Origin of the sequence: Algibacter sp. R77976 (assembly GCF_044594645.1) — a bacterium.
Lineage (GTDB): Bacteria > Bacteroidota > Bacteroidia > Flavobacteriales > Flavobacteriaceae > Algibacter_B.
Genome location: NZ_CP138989.1, coordinates 3708992 through 3727914 on the forward strand (window position 1 = coordinate 3708992; position 18923 = coordinate 3727914).

At 33.7% G+C, this 18923-nt stretch carries 19 protein-coding genes and 5 tRNA genes; 2 read left to right on the forward strand and 22 right to left on the reverse strand.

Annotation, left to right across the window (positions count from 1 at the left end; genetic code table 11):
- The 16 genes from rpoB to rpsU form a co-directional block, all read right to left on the reverse strand.
- Nucleotides 1-3813 (reverse strand): DNA-directed RNA polymerase subunit beta, encoded by a 3813-nt coding sequence (gene rpoB / locus SJY43_RS15930; protein ID WP_396603425.1) that lies wholly within the window; start codon nucleotides 3811-3813, stop codon nucleotides 1-3.
- Nucleotides 3814-4007: 194 nt separating this feature from the next.
- Nucleotides 4008-4382, reverse strand: coding sequence for a 50S ribosomal protein L7/L12 (gene rplL / locus SJY43_RS15935; protein WP_396601724.1), 375 nt, complete (start codon nucleotides 4380-4382; stop codon nucleotides 4008-4010).
- Between the two features lie 65 nt (nucleotides 4383-4447).
- The gene (rplJ, locus tag SJY43_RS15940) at nucleotides 4448-4969 is read right to left on the reverse strand and encodes a 50S ribosomal protein L10 (RefSeq protein ID WP_396601725.1); all 522 of its coding nucleotides are present in this window, start codon (nucleotides 4967-4969) and stop codon (nucleotides 4448-4450) included.
- 20 nt (nucleotides 4970-4989) lie between these two features.
- Nucleotides 4990-5679 (reverse strand): 50S ribosomal protein L1, encoded by a 690-nt coding sequence (gene rplA, locus SJY43_RS15945; protein ID WP_298555192.1) that lies wholly within the window; start codon nucleotides 5677-5679, stop codon nucleotides 4990-4992.
- A gap of 20 nt (nucleotides 5680-5699) precedes the next feature.
- Nucleotides 5700-6137 (reverse strand): 50S ribosomal protein L11, encoded by a 438-nt coding sequence (rplK, locus tag SJY43_RS15950; protein ID WP_396601726.1) that lies wholly within the window; start codon nucleotides 6135-6137, stop codon nucleotides 5700-5702.
- 74 nt (nucleotides 6138-6211) lie between these two features.
- Nucleotides 6212-6766, reverse strand: a complete 555-nt coding sequence (gene nusG / locus SJY43_RS15955; RefSeq protein ID WP_396601727.1) for a transcription termination/antitermination protein NusG — start codon at nucleotides 6764-6766, stop codon at nucleotides 6212-6214.
- An 11-nt stretch (nucleotides 6767-6777) separates the two neighbouring features.
- The gene (secE, locus tag SJY43_RS15960) at nucleotides 6778-6975 is read right to left on the reverse strand and encodes a preprotein translocase subunit SecE (protein ID WP_396601728.1); all 198 of its coding nucleotides are present in this window, start codon (nucleotides 6973-6975) and stop codon (nucleotides 6778-6780) included.
- 49 nt (nucleotides 6976-7024) lie between these two features.
- Nucleotides 7025-7097: transfer RNA gene (locus SJY43_RS15965), tRNA-Trp, on the reverse strand.
- 65 nt (nucleotides 7098-7162) lie between these two features.
- Complete coding sequence (gene tuf, locus SJY43_RS15970; RefSeq protein ID WP_396601729.1) at nucleotides 7163-8350, reverse strand: elongation factor Tu; 1188 nt, start codon at nucleotides 8348-8350, stop codon at nucleotides 7163-7165.
- A 70-nt stretch (nucleotides 8351-8420) separates the two neighbouring features.
- Nucleotides 8421-8492 (reverse strand) — tRNA-Thr (locus SJY43_RS15975).
- Between the two features lie 92 nt (nucleotides 8493-8584).
- Nucleotides 8585-8657, reverse strand: a tRNA-Gly gene (locus SJY43_RS15980).
- 224 nt (nucleotides 8658-8881) lie between these two features.
- Nucleotides 8882-8963: transfer RNA gene (locus tag SJY43_RS15985), tRNA-Tyr, on the reverse strand.
- A 32-nt stretch (nucleotides 8964-8995) separates the two neighbouring features.
- Nucleotides 8996-9069: transfer RNA gene (locus SJY43_RS15990), tRNA-Thr, on the reverse strand.
- Nucleotides 9070-9180: 111 nt separating this feature from the next.
- A complete protein-coding gene (gene hpf / locus SJY43_RS15995) occupies nucleotides 9181-9483 on the reverse strand; it encodes a ribosome hibernation-promoting factor, HPF/YfiA family (protein ID WP_298498810.1) in 303 nt (100 codons plus the stop codon).
- Nucleotides 9484-9519: 36 nt separating this feature from the next.
- Nucleotides 9520-10410 (reverse strand): tyrosine-type recombinase/integrase, encoded by an 891-nt coding sequence (locus tag SJY43_RS16000; protein ID WP_396601730.1) that lies wholly within the window; start codon nucleotides 10408-10410, stop codon nucleotides 9520-9522.
- Nucleotides 10411-10646: 236 nt separating this feature from the next.
- Nucleotides 10647-10841, reverse strand: coding sequence for a 30S ribosomal protein S21 (rpsU, locus tag SJY43_RS16005; RefSeq protein WP_396601731.1), 195 nt, complete (start codon nucleotides 10839-10841; stop codon nucleotides 10647-10649).
- Between the two features lie 392 nt (nucleotides 10842-11233).
- On the opposite strand from rpsU, the gene SJY43_RS16010 reads away from it, so the two are divergent.
- The gene (locus SJY43_RS16010; RefSeq protein WP_396601732.1) at nucleotides 11234-11674 is read left to right on the forward strand and encodes a mobile mystery protein A; all 441 of its coding nucleotides are present in this window, start codon (nucleotides 11234-11236) and stop codon (nucleotides 11672-11674) included.
- The gene (locus SJY43_RS16015; RefSeq protein WP_396601733.1) at nucleotides 11665-12261 is read left to right on the forward strand and encodes a mobile mystery protein B; all 597 of its coding nucleotides are present in this window, start codon (nucleotides 11665-11667) and stop codon (nucleotides 12259-12261) included. Before SJY43_RS16010 ends, SJY43_RS16015 begins: the two co-directional genes overlap by 10 nt.
- Nucleotides 12262-12554: 293 nt before the next feature.
- Here SJY43_RS16015 and SJY43_RS16020 read toward each other — a convergent pair whose 3' ends face one another.
- The 6 genes from SJY43_RS16020 to SJY43_RS16045 form a co-directional block, all read right to left on the reverse strand.
- The gene (locus SJY43_RS16020; protein ID WP_396601734.1) at nucleotides 12555-13721 is read right to left on the reverse strand and encodes an acyl-CoA dehydrogenase family protein; all 1167 of its coding nucleotides are present in this window, start codon (nucleotides 13719-13721) and stop codon (nucleotides 12555-12557) included.
- Nucleotides 13722-14609, reverse strand: coding sequence for a ComEA family DNA-binding protein (locus SJY43_RS16025; protein ID WP_396601735.1), 888 nt, complete (start codon nucleotides 14607-14609; stop codon nucleotides 13722-13724). It lies immediately after the preceding gene.
- A 6-nt stretch (nucleotides 14610-14615) separates the two neighbouring features.
- Nucleotides 14616-16220 carry an alanine/glycine:cation symporter family protein gene (locus SJY43_RS16030; protein WP_396601736.1) on the reverse strand — a complete coding sequence of 535 codons (1605 nt, stop codon included), beginning with the start codon at nucleotides 16218-16220 and terminating at the stop codon, nucleotides 14616-14618.
- Between the two features lie 107 nt (nucleotides 16221-16327).
- On the reverse strand, nucleotides 16328-17353 hold the full coding sequence (locus tag SJY43_RS16035; protein WP_396601737.1) for a potassium channel family protein: 1026 nt from the start codon (nucleotides 17351-17353) through the stop codon (nucleotides 16328-16330).
- Nucleotides 17350-17577 carry a PspC domain-containing protein gene (locus SJY43_RS16040; protein ID WP_396601738.1) on the reverse strand — a complete coding sequence of 76 codons (228 nt, stop codon included), beginning with the start codon at nucleotides 17575-17577 and terminating at the stop codon, nucleotides 17350-17352. Before SJY43_RS16040 ends, SJY43_RS16035 begins: the two co-directional genes overlap by 4 nt.
- Nucleotides 17578-17621: 44 nt before the next feature.
- A complete protein-coding gene (locus tag SJY43_RS16045) occupies nucleotides 17622-18893 on the reverse strand; it encodes a DUF2851 family protein (protein WP_396601739.1) in 1272 nt (423 codons plus the stop codon).
- Nucleotides 18894-18923 lie beyond the last annotated feature (30 nt).

The following is an 18923-nucleotide window of genomic DNA, read 5'->3' on the forward strand; positions in this document are numbered from 1 at the left end:
CTACTCCTCTAATCTGATGTCTAAACCTAAACCTTTCAATTCGTGCATAAGTACGTTGAATGATTCTGGTAAACCTGGATCTGGCATTGGCTCGCCTTTTACGATTGCTTCGTAAGTTTTGGCTCTACCAATAACATCATCAGATTTTACAGTTAAGATCTCGCGTAAAGTACTTGATGCTCCATAAGCCTCAAGTGCCCAAACTTCCATCTCACCAAAACGCTGACCACCAAATTGTGCTTTACCACCTAATGGTTGTTGTGTAATTAATGAGTAAGGTCCTATAGAACGTGCGTGCATTTTATCGTCTACCATGTGTCCTAGTTTCAGCATGTAAATCACACCAACTGTTGCTGGTTGATCAAAACGTGCTCCAGTTCCACCATCATATAAATATGTATGCCCGTATCTTGGTATTCCTGCTTCATCTGTTAGAGCATTAATCTGATCGATATTTGCACCATCAAAAATTGGTGTTGCATACTTACGATCTAATTTTTGACCTGCCCAACCTAGAACAGTTTCATAAATCTGACCAATGTTCATACGAGACGGTACACCAAGTGGATTTAATACAATATCAACAGGCGTTCCATCTTCTAAGAACGGCATATCTTCTTGACGAACAATACGAGCAACAATACCTTTGTTACCGTGACGCCCTGCCATTTTATCACCAACTTTAAGTTTACGTTTCTTAGCGATATAAACTTTAGCTAATTTGATAATACCTGCTGGTAACTCATCACCTACAGAAATTGTAAATTTCTCGCGACGCAGCGCCCCTTGTAAATCGTTCTCTTTAATTTTATAGTTATGAACTAAATCTGCTACTAATTTATTAGTATGATCATCTGTAGTCCATTTACCAGACACTAAATGCGCATAATCATCAACAGCGTTTAACATTTTAAGTGTGAATTTTTTACCTTTTGGTAATACTTCTTCACCTAAATCATTAAAGATACCTTGAGCTGTTTTACCATTTACAATAGCAAATAATTTTTCAACTAACACATCTTTTAACTCATCAAACTTTCTATCATATTGCGCTTCTAAAGCCATGATATCATCTTTATCCTGAGCTCTTTTGCGCTTATCTTTTACCGCTCTTGCGAATAATTTCTTTTCAATTACAACACCATGTAATGAAGGCGAAGCTTTTAAAGATGCATCTTTAACATCACCAGCTTTATCTCCAAATATAGCACGTAATAATTTTTCTTCAGGAGTTGGATCAGATTCTCCTTTTGGAGTAATCTTACCAATTAAGATATCACCAGGCTTAACTTCAGCACCAACGCGAATCATTCCGAATTCATCTAAGTCTTTAGTAGCCTCTTCTGAAACATTTGGAATATCATTTGTTAATTCTTCATTACCTAACTTAGTATCTCTAACATCTAAAGAATACTCATCTATATGAATTGAAGTAAAAATATCTTCACGAACAACTTTTTCAGAAATTACAATTGCATCCTCAAAGTTATACCCTTTCCAAGGCATAAAGGCTACTTTCATATTTCTACCTAAGGCAAGCTCTCCTTTTTGTGTAGCATAACCTTCACATAAAACTTGACCTTTAGAAACTTTATCTCCTTTTACTACAATTGGCTTAAGGTTGATAGAAGTTCCTTGATTCGTTTTTCTGAATTTTACTAATTGATATGTTTTAACATCAGAATCGAAACTTACTTTAGCTTCATCTTCAGTACGATCATATCTAATTTTAATTTCATTTGCATCAACATAAAGTACTTCACCAGTTCCTTCAGCATTAATTAATACTCTAGAATCTGAAGCTACTTGACGCTCTAAACCTGTTCCTACAATTGGTGCATCAACTCTTAATAATGGTACAGCTTGACGCATCATGTTAGATCCCATCAAGGCTCTATTCGCATCATCATGTTCTAAGAACGGAATTAACGAAGCCGATATAGATGAAATTTGATTTGGCGCAACATCTGTATAATGAAGCTCATTAGGATCAATTACAGGGAAGTCACCTTCCATTCTAGCAATTACCTTATCATGTAAAATTTTACCACTATCATCAACCTCAATAGTTGCTTGTGCGATTAATTTTTCTTCCTCTTCTTCAGCACTTAAATATGTTGGATCATTTTTAATATCTACAACACCATCAGTTACTTTTCTATATGGCGTTTCAATGAATCCCATAGAGTTCACTTTTGCAAATACAGAAAGTGAAGAAATTAAACCAATATTTGGTCCCTCTGGAGTTTCAATTGGGCATAAACGACCGTAGTGTGTATAGTGTACATCACGAACCTCAAAACCTGCTCTTTCTCTTGATAAACCTCCTGGTCCAAGAGCTGATAAACGACGCTTATGCGTAATTTCAGCTAGTGGATTGGTTTGATCCATAAATTGAGATAACTGGTTTGTTCCAAAGAATGAATTAATTACAGACGATAATGTCTTAGCATTAATTAAATCTATTGGTGTAAATACTTCGTTATCACGAACGTTCATACGCTCACGAATAGTACGTGCCATACGTGCTAAACCAACACCAAATTGAGAAGATAATTGCTCACCAACAGTACGTACACGACGGTTAGATAAGTGATCAATATCATCAATCTCAGCTTTAGAATTGATAAGCTCGATTAAATATTTTATAATAGTAATGATATCCTCTTTAGTAAGCACTTGCTTATCCATTCCAATATCAAGACCTAGTTTTTTGTTCATTCTATAACGACCAACTTCTCCTAAAGAGTAACGTTGATCTGAGAAGAATAACTTATCTATAATACCACGTGCTGTTTCCTCATCTGGCGGCTCAGCATTACGTAATTGTCTATAAATATGTTCAACAGCCTCTTTCTCAGAGTTTGTTGGATCTTTTTGAAGTGTATTATGAATAATAGCATAATCTCCTTGTTCTGTACTTTCTTTATGTAAAAGAATAGTTTTTACTTCAGCTTCAAGAATTTCTTCAATATTTTCTTTATCTATAACAGTATCACGATCAAGCACAATTTCATTACGCTCAATTGATACTACTTCTCCTGTATCTTCATCAACAAAATCCTCATGCCATGTATTAAGTACACGTGCAGCTAATTTTCTTCCTACATATTTTTTTAATCCAGATTTTGAAACCTTAACTTCTTCTGCTAGGTCGAAAATCTCTAAAATATCTTTATCACGCTCAAAACCGATAGCACGGAAAAGCGTTGTAACTGGTAATTTTTTCTTTCTATCAATGTATGCATACATCACTTGATTGATGTCTGTTGCAAACTCAATCCAAGATCCTTTGAATGGTATAACTCTTGCTGAATATAATTTTGTTCCATTTGCATGGAAAGATTGACCAAAGAAAACCCCTGGTGAACGGTGTAACTGTGATACAACAACACGTTCTGCACCATTGATACAAAATGTACCAGAAGGTGTCATATAAGGTATAGTTCCTAAATATACATCTTGAACAATGGTCTCGAAATCCTCATGTTCAGGGTCTGTACAATATAACTTTAACCTTGCTTTAAGCGGAACGCTATATGTTAATCCTCTTTCAATACACTCTTCAATAGCATATCTTGGCGGATCTACGAAGTAATCTAAAAATTCTAATACGAATTGATTACGAGAATCTGTAATTGGAAAGTTTTCCATGAAGGTATTATATAAACCTTCATCTCCTCTTTCTTCAGATTTTGTTTCTAATTGGAAAAAATCCTGGAAGGATTTAATCTGAATATCCAAGAAATCTGGGTATTCTGTCTTATTTACAATAGACGAGAAATTTAATCTTTCAGCTTGTGTTGATAACATCAATGGACGGAATTTTGATTAAAAAATATTTTGATAGTGCTTTTAAACACTAGTAAAACAGCTCAAATTCTAACCTAATAGAAGGCTGTTTTTGCATTTTATTTACCTATATCATTATATACGCAAAATGGTCTAGGTGTTATCCCGCTAAAAGCGGGATATACCTAAACCTTTGTATTGTTGAGTAATTAAGCTTACTTAAGCTCTACCTCAGCTCCAGCTTCTTCTAAAGATGCTTTTAAAGCTTCCGCTTCATCTTTAGTTACAGCTTCTTTGATTGCACTTGGTGCATCATCAACTAAACCTTTAGCTTCTTTTAATCCTAAACCAGTTAATTCTTTAACTAATTTTACAACAGCTAGTTTAGAACCACCTGCCGCTTTTAAGATAACATCAAATTCAGTTTGAGCTTCTGCAGCGTCTCCACCACCAGCAGGACCAGCAACAGCAACTGCAGCAGCAGCAGCAGGCTCGATACCATACTCATCTTTTAATATAGTTGCTAACTCATTTACTTCTTTAACAGTAAGGTTAACTAATTGTTCTGCGAAATCTTTTAAATCTGCCATTTTTCTATCGTTTTAATAATTTTGTAATAATAATATATTTGTAATAAAGTGCGTACTATTTAATACTATTCTGATTTCTCAGAAAGTGTTTTAATAAGTCCAGCTAATGTTCCGCCACCTGATTTAAGTGCAGAAATAACGTTTTTAGCAGGCGATTGTAATAATCCAACAATCTCTCCTAATAACTCTTCTTTAGACTTAATATCAACTAACATGTCTAATTGCTCATCGCCAATATAAACTGCTTCCTCAATAAAAGCTCCTTTTAATAAAGGCTTCTCTGATTTCTTACGGAAAGTTTTAATTAACTTAGCTGGTGCATTACCTGTTTCAGAATACATCACAGATGTATTTCCTTTTAAAACAGATGGAAGGTCTCCAAAATCTCTATCTGAAGCTTCCATTGCTTTTTCAAGTAATGTATTTTTAACAACTGCCATTTGCACGTTTGCTTTAAAAGCAGCACGACGCAAATTTGAGGTAGTTCCTGCATTTAATCCTGAAATATCTGTTAAATAGATATTTGAATTATTAGCTAATTCTGCAGTTAAGTCCTCAATTACTTGTGATTTTTCTTCTCTTGTCATAATTTAAAGTTTTAACTTAATTAACCAATTTTAGGATCAATAGCTAAACTTGGGCTCATTGTAGAAGACATAAATATGCTTTTTACATAAACTCCCTTAGCCGTTGTCGGTTTTAGTTTCATTAATGTTGTTAATAATTCATTTGCATTACCTGCAATTTTATCAGCACTAAAAGATGCTTTTCCAATAGCTGCATGTACAATACCAGTTTTATCAACCTTAAAGTCAATCTTACCAGCTTTTACTTCGCTAACTGCTTTTGCAACATCCATAGTAACTGTACCTGTTTTTGGGTTAGGCATTAAACCACGAGGACCTAATACACGTCCTAAAGGACCTAATTTACCCATAACACTTGGCATAGTAACGATAACGTCAACGTCTGTCCAACCACCTTTAATTTTATCAAGGTACTCATCTAAACCAACGTAATCGGCACCAGCTTCTTTAGCTTCTGCTTCTTTATCTGGTGTTACTAATGCTAATACTTTCATATCTTTACCAGTTCCGTGTGGTAATGAAACCACGCCTCTTACCATTTGGTTAGCTTTACGAGGATCTACTCCTAAACGTACAGCCAAATCAATTGAAGAATCGAACTTAGTATTGGTAATTTCTTTAATCAATGCTGATGCTTCATCAACAGAATAAATTTTACCTTTCTCAATTTTTGCTAAAGCTTCTTTTTGCTTTTTTGTTAATCTTGCCATTTTCTAATGTCTTTAATAGATTAAGAAGGAAACTTCCCTGTTACAGTTATTCCCATCGATCTTGCTGTACCAGCAACCATTTTCATAGCAGACTCGATAGTAAATGCATTTAAATCTACCATTTTGTCTTCTGCGATGGTTTTAACCTGATCCCAAGTTACTTTAGCTACTTTTTTTCGGTTTGGCTCTCCAGATCCTTTCTTCACTTTTGCAGATTCTAATAATTGAACTGCTGCTGGTGGAGTCTTAATTACAAAGTCAAATGATTTGTCTTTGTAAACAGAGATAACAACTGGTAATACTTTACCTGCTTTATCTTGGGTTCTGGCATTGAATTGCTTACAGAACTCCATGATGTTAACACCAGCGGCTCCTAAAGCGGGTCCAACCGGTGGCGATGGATTCGCAGCACCTCCCCGAACTTGTAACTTAACTACTTTACCTAATTCTTTTGCCATTTTAATAATTAATTTAATTTTGATGTTATCTTTCAATTGGAAGCGAAAGACTCATCTATCTTACTGTAACACTATTATACTTTTTCAACTTGCATATAACTTAATTCTAATGGTGTTTTTCTTCCGAAAATTTTAACCATTACTTCAAGCTTACGCTTTTCTTCATTAATTTTCTCAATCGTTCCATCAAATCCATTGAAAGGTCCGTCAATAACTTTTACCGTTTCACCTTTAGTGAAAGGAATCGCAACATTTGCAGTTTCTTCAACAGATAATTCATCAACCTTACCTAACATTCTGTTTACTTCAGATTGTCTTAATGGCACGGGGTCACCGCCTTTAGTTTCACCTAAAAAACCAATTACATTAGTAACCGACCTTATAATATGAGGAACTTCTCCGGTTAAATTGGCTTGCACCATAATATAACCTGGAAAGAATGTTTTTTCTTTTTGTATTTTTTTTCCGTTACGGATTTGGATCACTTTTTCTGTTGGTACAAGTACTTGATCAACATAATCTTCTAAACCTAAACGTTCGATTTCTCTCTCAATATAGGCCTTGATTTTGTTTTCTTGACCGCTTACTGCACGAACAACATACCATTTTTTTTCACTTACTTCAGACATAAATCTACTTTTTAACCGTTAATCCATTGAAAGTAAGCTGCTATAACTTTACTAAAAACTGTATCTACACCCCAAATAGCTAGTGAAAATATAATAGAGAACACAGCCACTAAAACTGTTAAACTTTGCGCCTCAGCCCAAGAAGGCCATGTTACATTATTCTTTAGTTCTCCGAATGATTCTTTAATATAATTTACAATTCCAGCCATGTTATTTATTTTTTTAATCTAAATTGAAATGCTACTCAATTTTATATTGCACGGGCGGAGAGGCTCGAACTCCCGACACCTGGTTTTGGAGACCAGTGCTCTACCAACTGAGCTACGCCCGTAAACATAAGTCAAGGTATTCCGTAAAAACGAAATACCTTAGCTTATAATATTTATTTAAACTGTATTAGTCTAATATCTCAGTTACCTGACCTGCACCAACTGTTCTACCACCTTCACGGATAGCGAAACGTAAACCTACGTTCATTGCAATTGTGTTAATTAACTCAACAGTAATAGTTAAGTTATCTCCAGGCATAACCATTTCAACACCTGAAGGAAGCGCAATGTTTCCTGTTACATCAGTTGTACGTACGTAGAACTGTGGACGGTAGTTGTTATGGAATGGAGTGTGACGTCCACCTTCTTCTTTTTTAAGGATATAAACCTCAGCTTTAAATTTAGCATGTGGAGTTACAGAACCTGGCTTACAGATTACCATACCTCTTGAGATTTGAGATTTCTCAATACCTCTTAATAAGATACCAGCGTTATCTCCAGCTTCTCCTCTATCTAATATTTGACGGAACATTTCAATTCCAGTAATTGTAGATGTTAACTTTTCAGCTCCCATACCAATAATTTCAACAGGATCTCCTGTATTAGCAATACCAGTTTCGATACGACCTGTAGCAACAGTTCCACGACCAGTAATAGAGAATACATCCTCGATTGGCATTAAGAAATCTTTATCAACTTCTCTTAACGGCTCTTCAATCCAAGCATCAACTTGCGCCATTAATTCCATTACAGTATCAACCCATTTTTGCTCACCGTTAAGTGCACCTAAAGCAGATCCAGAAACAACAGGTCCATTATCACCATCATATTCGTAGAAGTTTAATAAATCTCTAACTTCCATGTCTACTAATTCTAATAGCTCTTCATCATCAACCATATCAACTTTGTTTAAGAAAACAACGATACGAGGAATTCCTACCTGACGACCTAATAAGATATGCTCACGAGTTTGTGGCATAGGACCATCAGTTGCAGCTACTACTAATATAGCACCATCCATTTGAGCAGCACCAGTTACCATGTTCTTTACGTAATCGGCGTGACCTGGACAGTCAACGTGTGCGTAGTGACGATTTTCTGTTTGATATTCTACGTGTGAAGTATTAATTGTTATACCTCTTTCTTTTTCTTCTGGAGCGTTATCAATTTGATCGAAATCTCTTGCTTCAGATAAACCTGCATCAGCTAATACTTTAGTAATAGCAGCAGTTAAAGTTGTTTTACCGTGATCTACGTGTCCAATTGTACCAATGTTTAAGTGTGGTTTTGAACGATCGAAAGTTGCCTTTGCCATGTTTTTAAATAATTTTAAATCTTAGTTATATAATAATATTAATGTGTTCTATTTTTTTAACTCTAAACAGAGCCAATGACGAGATTTGAACTCGTGACCTCTTCCTTACCAAGGAAACGCTCTACCCCTGAGCTACACCGGCGTAAAGTATTTATTTCCTTTTCTCTCAAAACAATCTTTTTTTGATTGTATTAATTATGAAAGAAGAGATTCCTGCCTTCGCAGGAATTTTAGAGCGAGAGACCAGGTTCGAACTGGCGACATTCAGCTTGGAAGGCTGACGCTCTACCAACTGAGCTACTCTCGCAATTTTATTAAAAATTCCAAAAAGCAAATTCCAAATTCCAAAAAAAGGAAACAGAAAACACATCTTGTTAATTTTAAAAGGTTTCAATATTTCAAAAAAAATTAAAAAAAGCTGGACTAACCACTTTGGTCGTTGATCCTGTATTGGGCTACCCAATCCAATCAATTTAAAAAAACAGATTTACAAAAGTAAACTTTTGACAACTCCTAAATTTAAATTAATTGTGGGGAGAGCAGGATTCGAACCTGCGAAGACGTAGTCAGCAGATTTACAGTCTGCCCTCGTTGGCCGCTTGAGTATCTCCCCAATTAACTTATTTCAATATTTTAAAGAACTTGAGCCGATGGAGGGACTCGAACCCACGACCTGCTGATTACAAATCAGCTGCTCTAGCCAGCTGAGCTACATCGGCTTTTTAAGATTTTTTTTACTAAAAAACCACATAAAAAAAGCCCGCTATTTCTAACGGACTGCAAATGTATAGATTTTTTACTTTATTCAAAACATTTTTTGAAAAATTTTATTATAAATGTGCTCTTAATTTTTCTTTTCTCTTTTTTAGTTGTCTTTCTAGTGATGCAACCGCCATATCTGCACCTTCTTCGAAGGTTTTACATTGTTTTTTTACTACAAAGCTATCTCCTGGGACACTAACTTTTGCTTCAAATATTTTATTTTCTTTATTACTTGTATTTTCAACTTTCAAAAAAACGTCAGATTTAATAACTTTATCATAATACATATCTAATTTATCCATTCGCTGTTGAATAAAATCTATCAACTTTTGATCTGCATTAAAATTAACCGATTGCGTGTTTACTTTCATACTTCTAGTTTTGGTTAAACAATAATTTTATAAATGCTACTTTTTATTTCTTGGATGAGCATTTAAATGTACTTTTTTTAATTCTGCTATACTATTATGGGTATAGACTTGTGTAGCAGCTAAACTGGAATGTCCCAGAAGCTCTTTAACTGCATTTAAATCTGCACCTTCATTTAATAAATGCGTAGCAAAGGAGTGTCTGAGTATATGCGGACTCTTCTTTACCTTGGAAGATGCTAAACTAAAATACTCATTTATTATTCTGTAAACAAGTGTTTCGTATATTTTAACGCCTTTTTTGGTTAAAAAGAGCTGCTCGTCGTCTAAAACAGTTTCTAATGTATTTCTTGCTTTTAAATACTTAACCGCTGTTTGTATTACAGATTTTAATAACGGTACTATGCGTTCTTTATTTCTTTTTCCTAAGACTTTTAACGTATTATTATGCAAATCTAAACTAGATAACTTGAGCTCTACTAGTTCTATGCGCCTTATTCCTGTGGAGTAAAACAATTCTATTATGAACTTGTTTCTTAAACTTTCAAAATCGTCTGCAAAACTTAAATCGTCTAAAACAGATTTTATTTCTGCTTCAGAAAATGGAATCTGCACTTTTTTACTTGTTTTTAAGGCTTTATGTTTCGATAATGGGTTACTATTAATATCTCCCATTTTTAAAAGAAACTTATAATAGGTGTTTAATGCTGAAACTTTTCGGTTTATACTACGGTTTGATATTCCGCTTTCTACAAGTGATACAATCCAATTTCTTATTTGCGAATAATTAACTTGATTTATTGAATTGGTTTCGTATTCGTTTAATATGAAGCTTGAAAAGTCTTCTAAATCATTCTGGTATGCGTTTACAGTTAACTTAGAATAGTTTTTTTCTAGCAGTAGATAATCTGTAAATGAATTAAACAACATAATTAGGTTTAAGAGTTCTAAGTTACAACTTTTAATATATTTTGAATGAAAGCGCTATGCTATTTTGAATATGTCTCGAGAAGGAATCTCAAGATATGAGATGTCTCGTTGCTCATGCTTTGCTCTGTCGACATGACAAATTACTCTTTATTATAATGAAAAATCCCGCTAGATACTGAAACAAGTTCTGTACATGAAGCGGGATTGTATGGTTTGATTGTAAAAAAAGTAAGTCTCTATACTTCTTCTGCGTCTCTTAATGTTTGAATGTATTGCGCTTTTTTAACTTGCGCTCTACGCTCTACTGAAGGTTTAGTAAACTGCTTACGCTCATTCAACTGATTTTTAACCGTTGTTTTAACAAACTTACGTTTGTAACGCTTTAATGCTCTATCTATATTTTCTCCTTCTTTTACTGGAATTTTTAACATAGTGTCTTAACCTCCTCTCTTTTAGAATTTTCTGGCCGCAAATATAAAAAGTAATTTAGAATTTACAATTAAATGGATTAGTTTATTTAAGTGATTTTTTTAGAGGATTGACACTTGATTTTGTCAGAAAAAATGTCGAAATTCGTTTAACAATCAATAAAGTTCATTGAAACGGAACTTTATCTTTGTATTGGTTTTTATTTCACTTCATCCTCAAAAGTAAACCTAACAGATTACTTTCTTGTATTTTTGTAAACCTAATAGTTTACTTTTTGTTTTTTTTTGTAAACTTATCTGTTTACTTTTTTATATATTTGTAAACCTAATAGTTTACATATAAAATATATTTTAAACTAAAACTATCTTAAAAAGTGAGAAATAAGCAAAAATTAATGATTGAACAATTAGACCAAAAACTAAAGCCATTTCTTAAAACAAGAACGGTCCTGGTCCCAGAAAGAGGATGGATAAATACTATTCGTAATTCTCTAAATATGACAATGGCTCAACTCGGCACCAAACTGAATATAACTCGTCAAGGAGTTAGAAAGATTGAAGAAAGCGAAGCAAATGGGACAGTAACACTAAACACCTTAAAAGAAGTTGCCGCAACTATAGAACTAAAATTGGTCTATGCACTGGTCCCAAAAGAGGGGACCATAGACGATTTGATAGAAATAAAAGCAGAAAAACTGGCCCAAAGAATAGTGTTAAGAACCAATCAAAATATGAAATTAGAGGACCAAGGAATTGGAGATGAAAAGATATCTAAAACAATTAAGGAGCTTGCTAACGAAATAAAACGAGAGATGCGAAAGTCATTATGGGATTAAAATTTGAATACAAAGATGGCCAAACACCTTTGGATGAAGAAGAGAAAGAAGGTCTCAAAATAAAGTCAATAACTACACAAGGAGAGCTCGATGAATTTGAACAGTTAAATATTGAAAAAGCTGTGGAATGGACTATTAGAGCTAATTTAAAACTTGAAAAAATATTGACTGAAAAGTTCATAAAAGATTTACACAAAAAAATGTATGGAGATGTCTGGAAATGGGCAGGTGAATTTCGAAAAACAGATAAAAACATTGGAATTAAATGGACACAAGTTGGAGTTGAAATAAAGAATTTATTAGACGACACTAAATTTTGGATAGAAAACAAAACTTTTCAAGCTGAAGAAATAGCTATTAGATTCAAGCATAGAATAGTATCTATTCATTGTTTCCCAAATGGAAATGGAAGGCATTCAAGAATGATGGCGGACATAATTATGGAATCAATATTTGGGAAAGAAATATTCTCGTGGCATCAATCAAATATGGTTAAAGCTAACGAAACAAGAAAAGAATATATAAAAGCTTTAAGAAAAGCTGATAATGGAAACATTACACCACTAATTAAATTTGCAAAAAACTAAAGCCAACATCGTGTAAAATTAATTGCTAAATTAGTTACTTAAACACGCAACTAATCTTACACAAACACTTTAAACGAACCACTCAAAACAAAAATCCTCCAATTTAAAAACAAAAACCAGCAAACAAACGCGTTAGGGATTGAAGTGAATAGCCCACAGCCCGACGCAGGAGGTGCGAGGACTTGCAGCCTTTCGGCTTGGCTCAAGACAGGCTCCAAGCCCGACCTTTAGGTAACGCCCAACTTCTCGATACAATTTCGAAGAAAAATCGAAATCACTCGAAGTGACCATAATTAAGTCGCTGGCCTATATTCTTTCTTGTCAATTATGATTTTAGCGAGAATCTCTTTAAGTATCTCCGAAGTTCCGCCGCCAATAGGCCCTAGTCTACTATCGCGCAGTAAACGTGCCATTGGGTATTCTTCCATGTAACCATAGCCGCCTAAAAACTGAAGGCATTGGTAAATAACCTCATCGGCCATTTTTGTAGATTTTAGCTTGGACATGGTAGCTTCTTTAACTACATACTCGCCTTTATTTAATCTTGAGGCCACGGCATAGTTAAATGATTTGATTATCTCCATATCTGAATACAAGTCTACCAAATTGTGTCTTAAGGCTTGAAATTTATTGATGGTTTGACCAAATGCTTCGCGCTCGCTCATATACTGCAATGCGTACTCTAGAGCAAATTCTGCTCGCGCATGGGCATTAATTCCCATTATTAAACGCTCTAAAGCGAAGTGTTGCATAATATATGAGAAGCCTTTATTTTCTTCTCCCATTAGGTTTGTTATGGGTACTTTTACATTATCGAAAGCTATTTCTCCAGTATCTGATGCATTCCAGCCTAATTTATTTAGTTTGGTTGCAGATATGCCGTCCATGTCTCTATCTAAAATAAATATGCTAATGCCTTTATTACCTAAATCTGGTGTTGTTTTGGCTGCTACAATTAGATAGTCGCTTAAAACTCCATTTGTAATAAATGTTTTTGAACCGTTAATTATGTAATGGTCTCCATTTTTTACAGCTGTTGTGCGCATACCTGCTACATCGCTTCCGCCAAATGGTTCTGTGATACATAAACAGCCTATTTTATCGCCTGCTATACTTGGTGCTAGGTATTTTTGCTTAATGGCTTCGTCGCCTTCGGCATTTAAATGCGTCATTGCTAAATACACATGCGCCCAAATTGCCGCTGCAAAACCACCTGAATTTATTTTTTGAAGTTCTTCAAGTAGAATAACGGTGTAGAATAAATCTAGATTCATCCCTCCATAAGCTTCAGGATAATTTATCCCGAAGAAGCCCATGTCTCCAAATTTTTTCCAAATAAATCTTTCAATCTGACCGGTTTGTTCCCATTTTTCGATATGTGGAACGACTTCTTTTTGTAAAAAATCTTGAAGGCTTTTTCTAAAAAGATTATGCTCTTCTGTGAAGTACATGCTATTCATTTATTTTTCTTTTTCGAAGTGCAAATATAATTCAATTATCTTGATTTTATTTACCGGGAAGTCTTTTACTTTATTTAATTCGGTTATCGATTTAAAACCTTCTCTTAATTGGCGCTGCTCTATAATGTTGTGAGCCAAATCGTAATCTATATGCGGAATGGTAACCAAATCGTCTATAGTTGCTGTATTCACATTTATTTTTTGAATAGCTTTAGGCGTTTTTACTGTGAATTGATTCGTGATTTTTTCTACAACCTCTGGCGTTAAGCCGTAAACATCGAGAAGCTGAACGTCTGCAATAAAACCTCCTGCCGATTTATTTCTATATTTTATAATACGCTCTGAAAATACTTTACCTACACCATTTACTTTTTGAAGTTGCTGTGCTGTAGCTGTATTTAAATCTTGCTTTTGAGCGTAGGTTTTAGGCTTAGTGTTATAGCTGTAAGTTGGATTTGTTTTGGGCTTAGGGTTGGTTACCCATTCTGGGAGTTTAAAATAAGGAGATATCCTATTTAATAATGAATCCGAAACTTGTGTAACGTCTTGAAATTGTTTGGCAGAGTTTATCCATTTATTTTGTTTTCTGAATGCTAATAATCTATCAATTTCTTCATTAGTCATCCCTAAAGAAGATCCTTTAAAATCTGTAATGTAATTTGGATTGAAAGGATATATTTTAGGTTTACTTTCTTCTAACTTCACTAGCCTTAAAGAATCTATCTCTTTCGTGTATTTTGAAAGTTCCTCTTGGTTTACTTGAACATTATTTGATGAGAAATCAACAAAAAAATAAACACATTGAAATATTACAATGAGTATAAGCAATAAAAAAATCCCATTCCGCTGTTCTTTAGAAAACGTGAAATGGGATTTAAAATGTTTCATTTTATATTATTTCTTCAATGTTTTTATAGCATCCATATACTTATTTAACTCGCTTTTTACTTTAGGCGCTAATAATACAAGACCAACCATATTTGGTACCATCATTGCAAATACCATAGCATCAGAGAACCCAATTACAGAGCCTAAACTTGCCGCAGACCCTACAATAACAAATAAACAGAATAAAATTTTATAAGAGTACTCTGCTTTTTTAGTTCTTCCGAATAAATAAGACCAGCCTTGGAAACCATAGTAAGACCAAGATATCATAGAACTGAATGCAAATAACACTACTGCAATGGTTAATACATACGGGAACCATGAAATAGCAGATTCAAATGCTCCAGAAGTTAACAATATAGCTTGAGCATCGTTTAAAGATGCATTTTCTGCTGTTACATTTCCTGTAATAATTAAAACCAAAGCCGTCATAGTACAAACCACAACCGTATCAATAAAAGGTTCTAATAAAGCTACCATACCTTCACTAGCTGCGTACTTCGTTTTTACTGCTGAATGCGCAATAGAAGCCGATCCAATACCTGCTTCGTTTGAAAACGCCGCACGTCTAAACCCTTGAACTAAAACACCAACAGCACCACCTGCAATACCCTCTGGGCTAAATGCGCCATTAAATATTTGTGCAAATGCATCACCAATCATAGTATAATTAGCAAAAATTACAAATAACGAAGCTGCCACATATATGGCTACCATAAATGGTACAATCTTATCTGTTACTTTAGCTATCTTTTTAATACCTCCAATAATTACTATACCAACTAAAATGGCCATTACTACACCAAAAGCCCACCCATTTCCATGAAGAAATGAATTTTCGCCTCCAGTAATATTTTCTACTAATTGGAAAGCTTGGTTAACTTGAAACATGTTTCCGCCACCAAACGAACCACCAATTACAAATATGGCAAACAATACCGCCAGAACTTTACCTAAACCACCAAGACCTTTAGATTTTAAACCTTTGGTTAAGTAATACATTGGACCACCGTAAACCGTTCCGTCATCTTCAATATCTCTATATTTTACACCAAGTGTACATTCTACAAACTTTGAAGCCATTCCTAAAAACCCTGCAATAATCATCCAGAAGGTTGCTCCTGCACCACCAATAGAAACTGCAATTGCAACTCCAGCAATATTACCTAAACCTACTGTTGCAGATAACGCCGCTGTTAATGCTTGAAAGTGAGATACCTCTCCATCATGACCTTCTACTCTAATGGTATCTGGGTTATCTTCTTCATCTGTGAATTTAGATTTTGAAATCTCTACCTTATGATTTTTTCTTTCCTCTAAATCATCATATTTTCCTCTAACAATATTAACGGATGTAAAAAAACCTTTAAAATTTATAAAATTAAAATAAACTGTAAAATAAAGTGCGCCTAAAATTAATGGAAACAATACCCAATACACACTAACCGTATCCGTAAAAGGTATTTGATAAAAAACAGCACTAACAAACCAACCAGTCGCATCTCCAAATTTTTCATCAATAATTTGATCGATACCTTTTTCGGCTGCTTCTTGTGAAAATGTTAAAAATGGAATTATTATTGTGAATATTGAAAGAAGATATTTCTTCATAAGGTTTGTGTTAATTAATTTTTATTTGGAAGATTCTTAGTAATAGCTAGCAAGATGCTAAAAAAAAATGATTTTTTAAAACAATAGCTGTTAAAATAGTTTGTTTCCTAATCGATATCGTACTCAGAATTTAAGGCTTCTATTTGTTCTGGTCTTCCTAAAACAATAATTTTTGAATTAGGAGCTAACTCCAACTCTGCCTCTGGATTTACCATATACTCTCCATTTTCATCTTTATAACCAATTACGCTACAGCCTGTTTTATTACGAAGATCTAAATCTCTAATCGTTCTGCGCTTATTGGTTGTTTTAAATAATTTTTCTACAGCTACTTCTTCAATATTAATATTTGATTTCCCTACAATAGATAAATTATCAATAAACTCCATTAAACCAGGAACAACAACTAATGATGCCATATGGTCGCCTCCTATTTTATCGGGTAAAATAACATTATCTGCTCCTGCAAACTTTAGTTTATCGTAAGACGATTCATTTGATGCGCGACTAATAATATTCATTTTACTATTTAATTGTCTTGCAGAAAGTACTACAAACAAATTATCTGCATCATTTGGTAATGCTGAAATAAAACATGATGCTCTTTCTACACCCGATGCTACTAGATATTCGTCTTCATTAGCGTTTCCAATAACATAAGCCACCTCATCTAATTGTAAACGTTCTTCCATTTCTTTATTCTTCTCTATAACTACAAACTCTTTATTATATGCCATTAATTTTCTTGCAGCCTGTTTTCCGTTTCTCCCGTAACCACAAATAACGATGTGGTTTTTAAAACTATCAATCTTTTTTTGCATCTTTTTTTGTTTTAATTCTTCAACATCATTTTTACTTAAAATGTATTCTGTAATTATAGATAAAGCATAACCTACTATTACAACACTTGCTAAAATTAAGAATATGGTGAAAATTTTAGATTGGTCGTCTAACGGAACAACCTCACCAAAACCAACTGTGGTCATGGTAATTACAGTCATATAAAGCGCATCGACTAATGAATAGTCAGAAATCATCATATAACCAAAAACCCCAATAAGCATAATAACAACCAGTAGAAAAATGGCTGTATAAATTTTTGTTCTAAAAAATTTTATTAATGGGTTACTCATAAATCAAAAACAGATGAACGTTTAGTATAAACCAAATCTTTAATACGCATCCAAAAGGCTAAAAACAGATAAACTGCAAAACCAAAACCAACAGTAACAAAGGTTAAATACATAAAGGACGTTCTAACTACTTTGGCTCTAATTCCAAAACGGTCGGCTATACGTTGGCAAACATAATATCCGTGCTTTTGAAAAAACAATAAGGGTTTATAAATATTGTTCATGCTGCAATTTAAGATTTCCTTTTTTAGTTTAAAAACTTAAAGCCTTATTTGTTGACTAGAGAGTTTCCTATAGCACACTTTAAACACCTATTTTTATCGCAATATTCTATTTTAAGCTGAATTAACGCTTGAGAAGTTAATGATGATTTAGATACTTTTCGCAAACCATTAAACGCAGTCACAATACTATTTTTTTCTGAAGCTAAAAGCGAAGCAATTTTTATTATTTCTGAATCTATTTCTAGACCTTTTTGCTTGGCGTAGCTAAATTTAATTGGAAGAATAGTGTTGATAAGTAATAAGTCTACAAATGATTTTGAAAGCGTTTTAGTTGAAGCTTTAGACTCCTTTTGAAACGTGTAATGGGTTTTCCAAAACTCTGAAGTTGATACTTTAAAAAGTTCATAGAAATCTTCTAAATTATTACTCTCGATTATTTTAGAAAATAAATTTTGGTGTTTGTTATATACAGCGGCTAATTGGGACAACCTTATAGTTGGAAAATTTGGTGGACGCAATCTAAAAAACTGAATGGGTAATACATTCGAGTTTGTTAGTTTGAACTTTTGCTTTAAAAATTGATACTCTTTTACCAACCTTAAGTAATAAGCGCCCTCAATATCGTCTTCTAACAAACCTGCTTGACCAAACAGTAAAGCTTCTAAAACTTCGGGTTTTGATTGTGTTTTTCTAATTATTGAAAAATCTAGAGCATTAGCTAAACTAAAAAATGAATCGCCGTTTACTTTTAACCCAAAGTTTTTAGTTAGCATTTTAAAAAATACAGCTTCCCAATCGTTTTTAGACTCTTCCAAAAGGGTTTGGATTGTTTCAGATTTACGTTCTAAACGCTCAAAATACAAGCGTTCTAACCAATTACCTAGAATAAAATCATCTGTGGTAGCAAAATCGTTTTCACAATTTATCCATTTGCCGTCTTTTGAAAAGAGTTTTTTATAATTGTTAAGTAGTGACTCATCTACAACATCTTTCAAAATTAATGTTGGAATTATAGTGTTGTTTTTTCTAAACACCTCAGTATCATCTTCCCAAACTACATGAAGAATAACATTATCATAAGCTTTGTCTTGCTCGTGATTATGCAAAAACCAATCGGAAGATTTAATATGAATTTCAACATTACCAGCCCATAACTGCTCTCCTATTTTTAGTTTAGCATTAAAAAAATCTGGACCCGAATTAAAATTATGCTGACCAACTGAAGTTACTAAAATAGGCTCTCCAGATGTTGTTTTTAAATTATTAATTCGAAATTTTTTATGTTTCCAAATATAATGTAGGAAGTCTTCTTGCATGCTGAAAGATAAAATACCAATTTAAAAATA

What these genes read in the sequence shown, in the direction of transcription:
- rpoB (WP_396603425.1), bottom strand. Translation starts at nt 3,813, where the DNA reads ATGTTATCAACACAAGCTGAAAGATTAAATTTCTCGTCTATTGTAAAT.
- rplL (WP_396601724.1), bottom strand. Translation starts at nt 4,382, where the DNA reads ATGGCAGATTTAAAAGATTTCGCAGAACAATTAGTTAACCTTACTGTT.
- rplJ (WP_396601725.1), bottom strand. Translation starts at nt 4,969, where the DNA reads ATGACAAGAGAAGAAAAATCACAAGTAATTGAGGACTTAACTGCAGAA.
- rplA (WP_298555192.1), bottom strand. Translation starts at nt 5,679, where the DNA reads ATGGCAAGATTAACAAAAAAGCAAAAAGAAGCTTTAGCAAAAATTGAG.
- rplK (WP_396601726.1), bottom strand. Translation starts at nt 6,137, where the DNA reads ATGGCAAAAGAATTAGGTAAAGTAGTTAAGTTACAAGTTCGGGGAGGT.
- nusG (WP_396601727.1), bottom strand. Translation starts at nt 6,766, where the DNA reads ATGTCTGAAGTAAGTGAAAAAAAATGGTATGTTGTTCGTGCAGTAAGC.
- secE (WP_396601728.1), bottom strand. Translation starts at nt 6,975, where the DNA reads ATGGCTGGAATTGTAAATTATATTAAAGAATCATTCGGAGAACTAAAG.
- tuf (WP_396601729.1), bottom strand. Translation starts at nt 8,350, where the DNA reads ATGGCAAAGGCAACTTTCGATCGTTCAAAACCACACTTAAACATTGGT.
- hpf (WP_298498810.1), bottom strand. Translation starts at nt 9,483, where the DNA reads ATGAAAGTAAACACGCAATCGGTTAATTTTAATGCAGATCAAAAGTTG.
- SJY43_RS16000 (WP_396601730.1), bottom strand. Translation starts at nt 10,410, where the DNA reads ATGTTGTTTAATTCATTTACAGATTATCTACTGCTAGAAAAAAACTAT.
- rpsU (WP_396601731.1), bottom strand. Translation starts at nt 10,841, where the DNA reads ATGTTAAAAATTCCAGTAAAAGAAGGAGAAAATATAGATAGAGCATTA.
- SJY43_RS16010 (WP_396601732.1), top strand. Translation starts at nt 11,234, where the DNA reads ATGATTGAACAATTAGACCAAAAACTAAAGCCATTTCTTAAAACAAGA.
- SJY43_RS16015 (WP_396601733.1), top strand. Translation starts at nt 11,665, where the DNA reads ATGGGATTAAAATTTGAATACAAAGATGGCCAAACACCTTTGGATGAA.
- SJY43_RS16020 (WP_396601734.1), bottom strand. Translation starts at nt 13,721, where the DNA reads ATGAATAGCATGTACTTCACAGAAGAGCATAATCTTTTTAGAAAAAGC.
- SJY43_RS16025 (WP_396601735.1), bottom strand. Translation starts at nt 14,609, where the DNA reads ATGAAACATTTTAAATCCCATTTCACGTTTTCTAAAGAACAGCGGAAT.
- SJY43_RS16030 (WP_396601736.1), bottom strand. Translation starts at nt 16,220, where the DNA reads ATGAAGAAATATCTTCTTTCAATATTCACAATAATAATTCCATTTTTA.
- SJY43_RS16035 (WP_396601737.1), bottom strand. Translation starts at nt 17,353, where the DNA reads ATGAGTAACCCATTAATAAAATTTTTTAGAACAAAAATTTATACAGCC.
- SJY43_RS16040 (WP_396601738.1), bottom strand. Translation starts at nt 17,577, where the DNA reads ATGAACAATATTTATAAACCCTTATTGTTTTTTCAAAAGCACGGATAT.
- SJY43_RS16045 (WP_396601739.1), bottom strand. Translation starts at nt 18,893, where the DNA reads ATGCAAGAAGACTTCCTACATTATATTTGGAAACATAAAAAATTTCGA.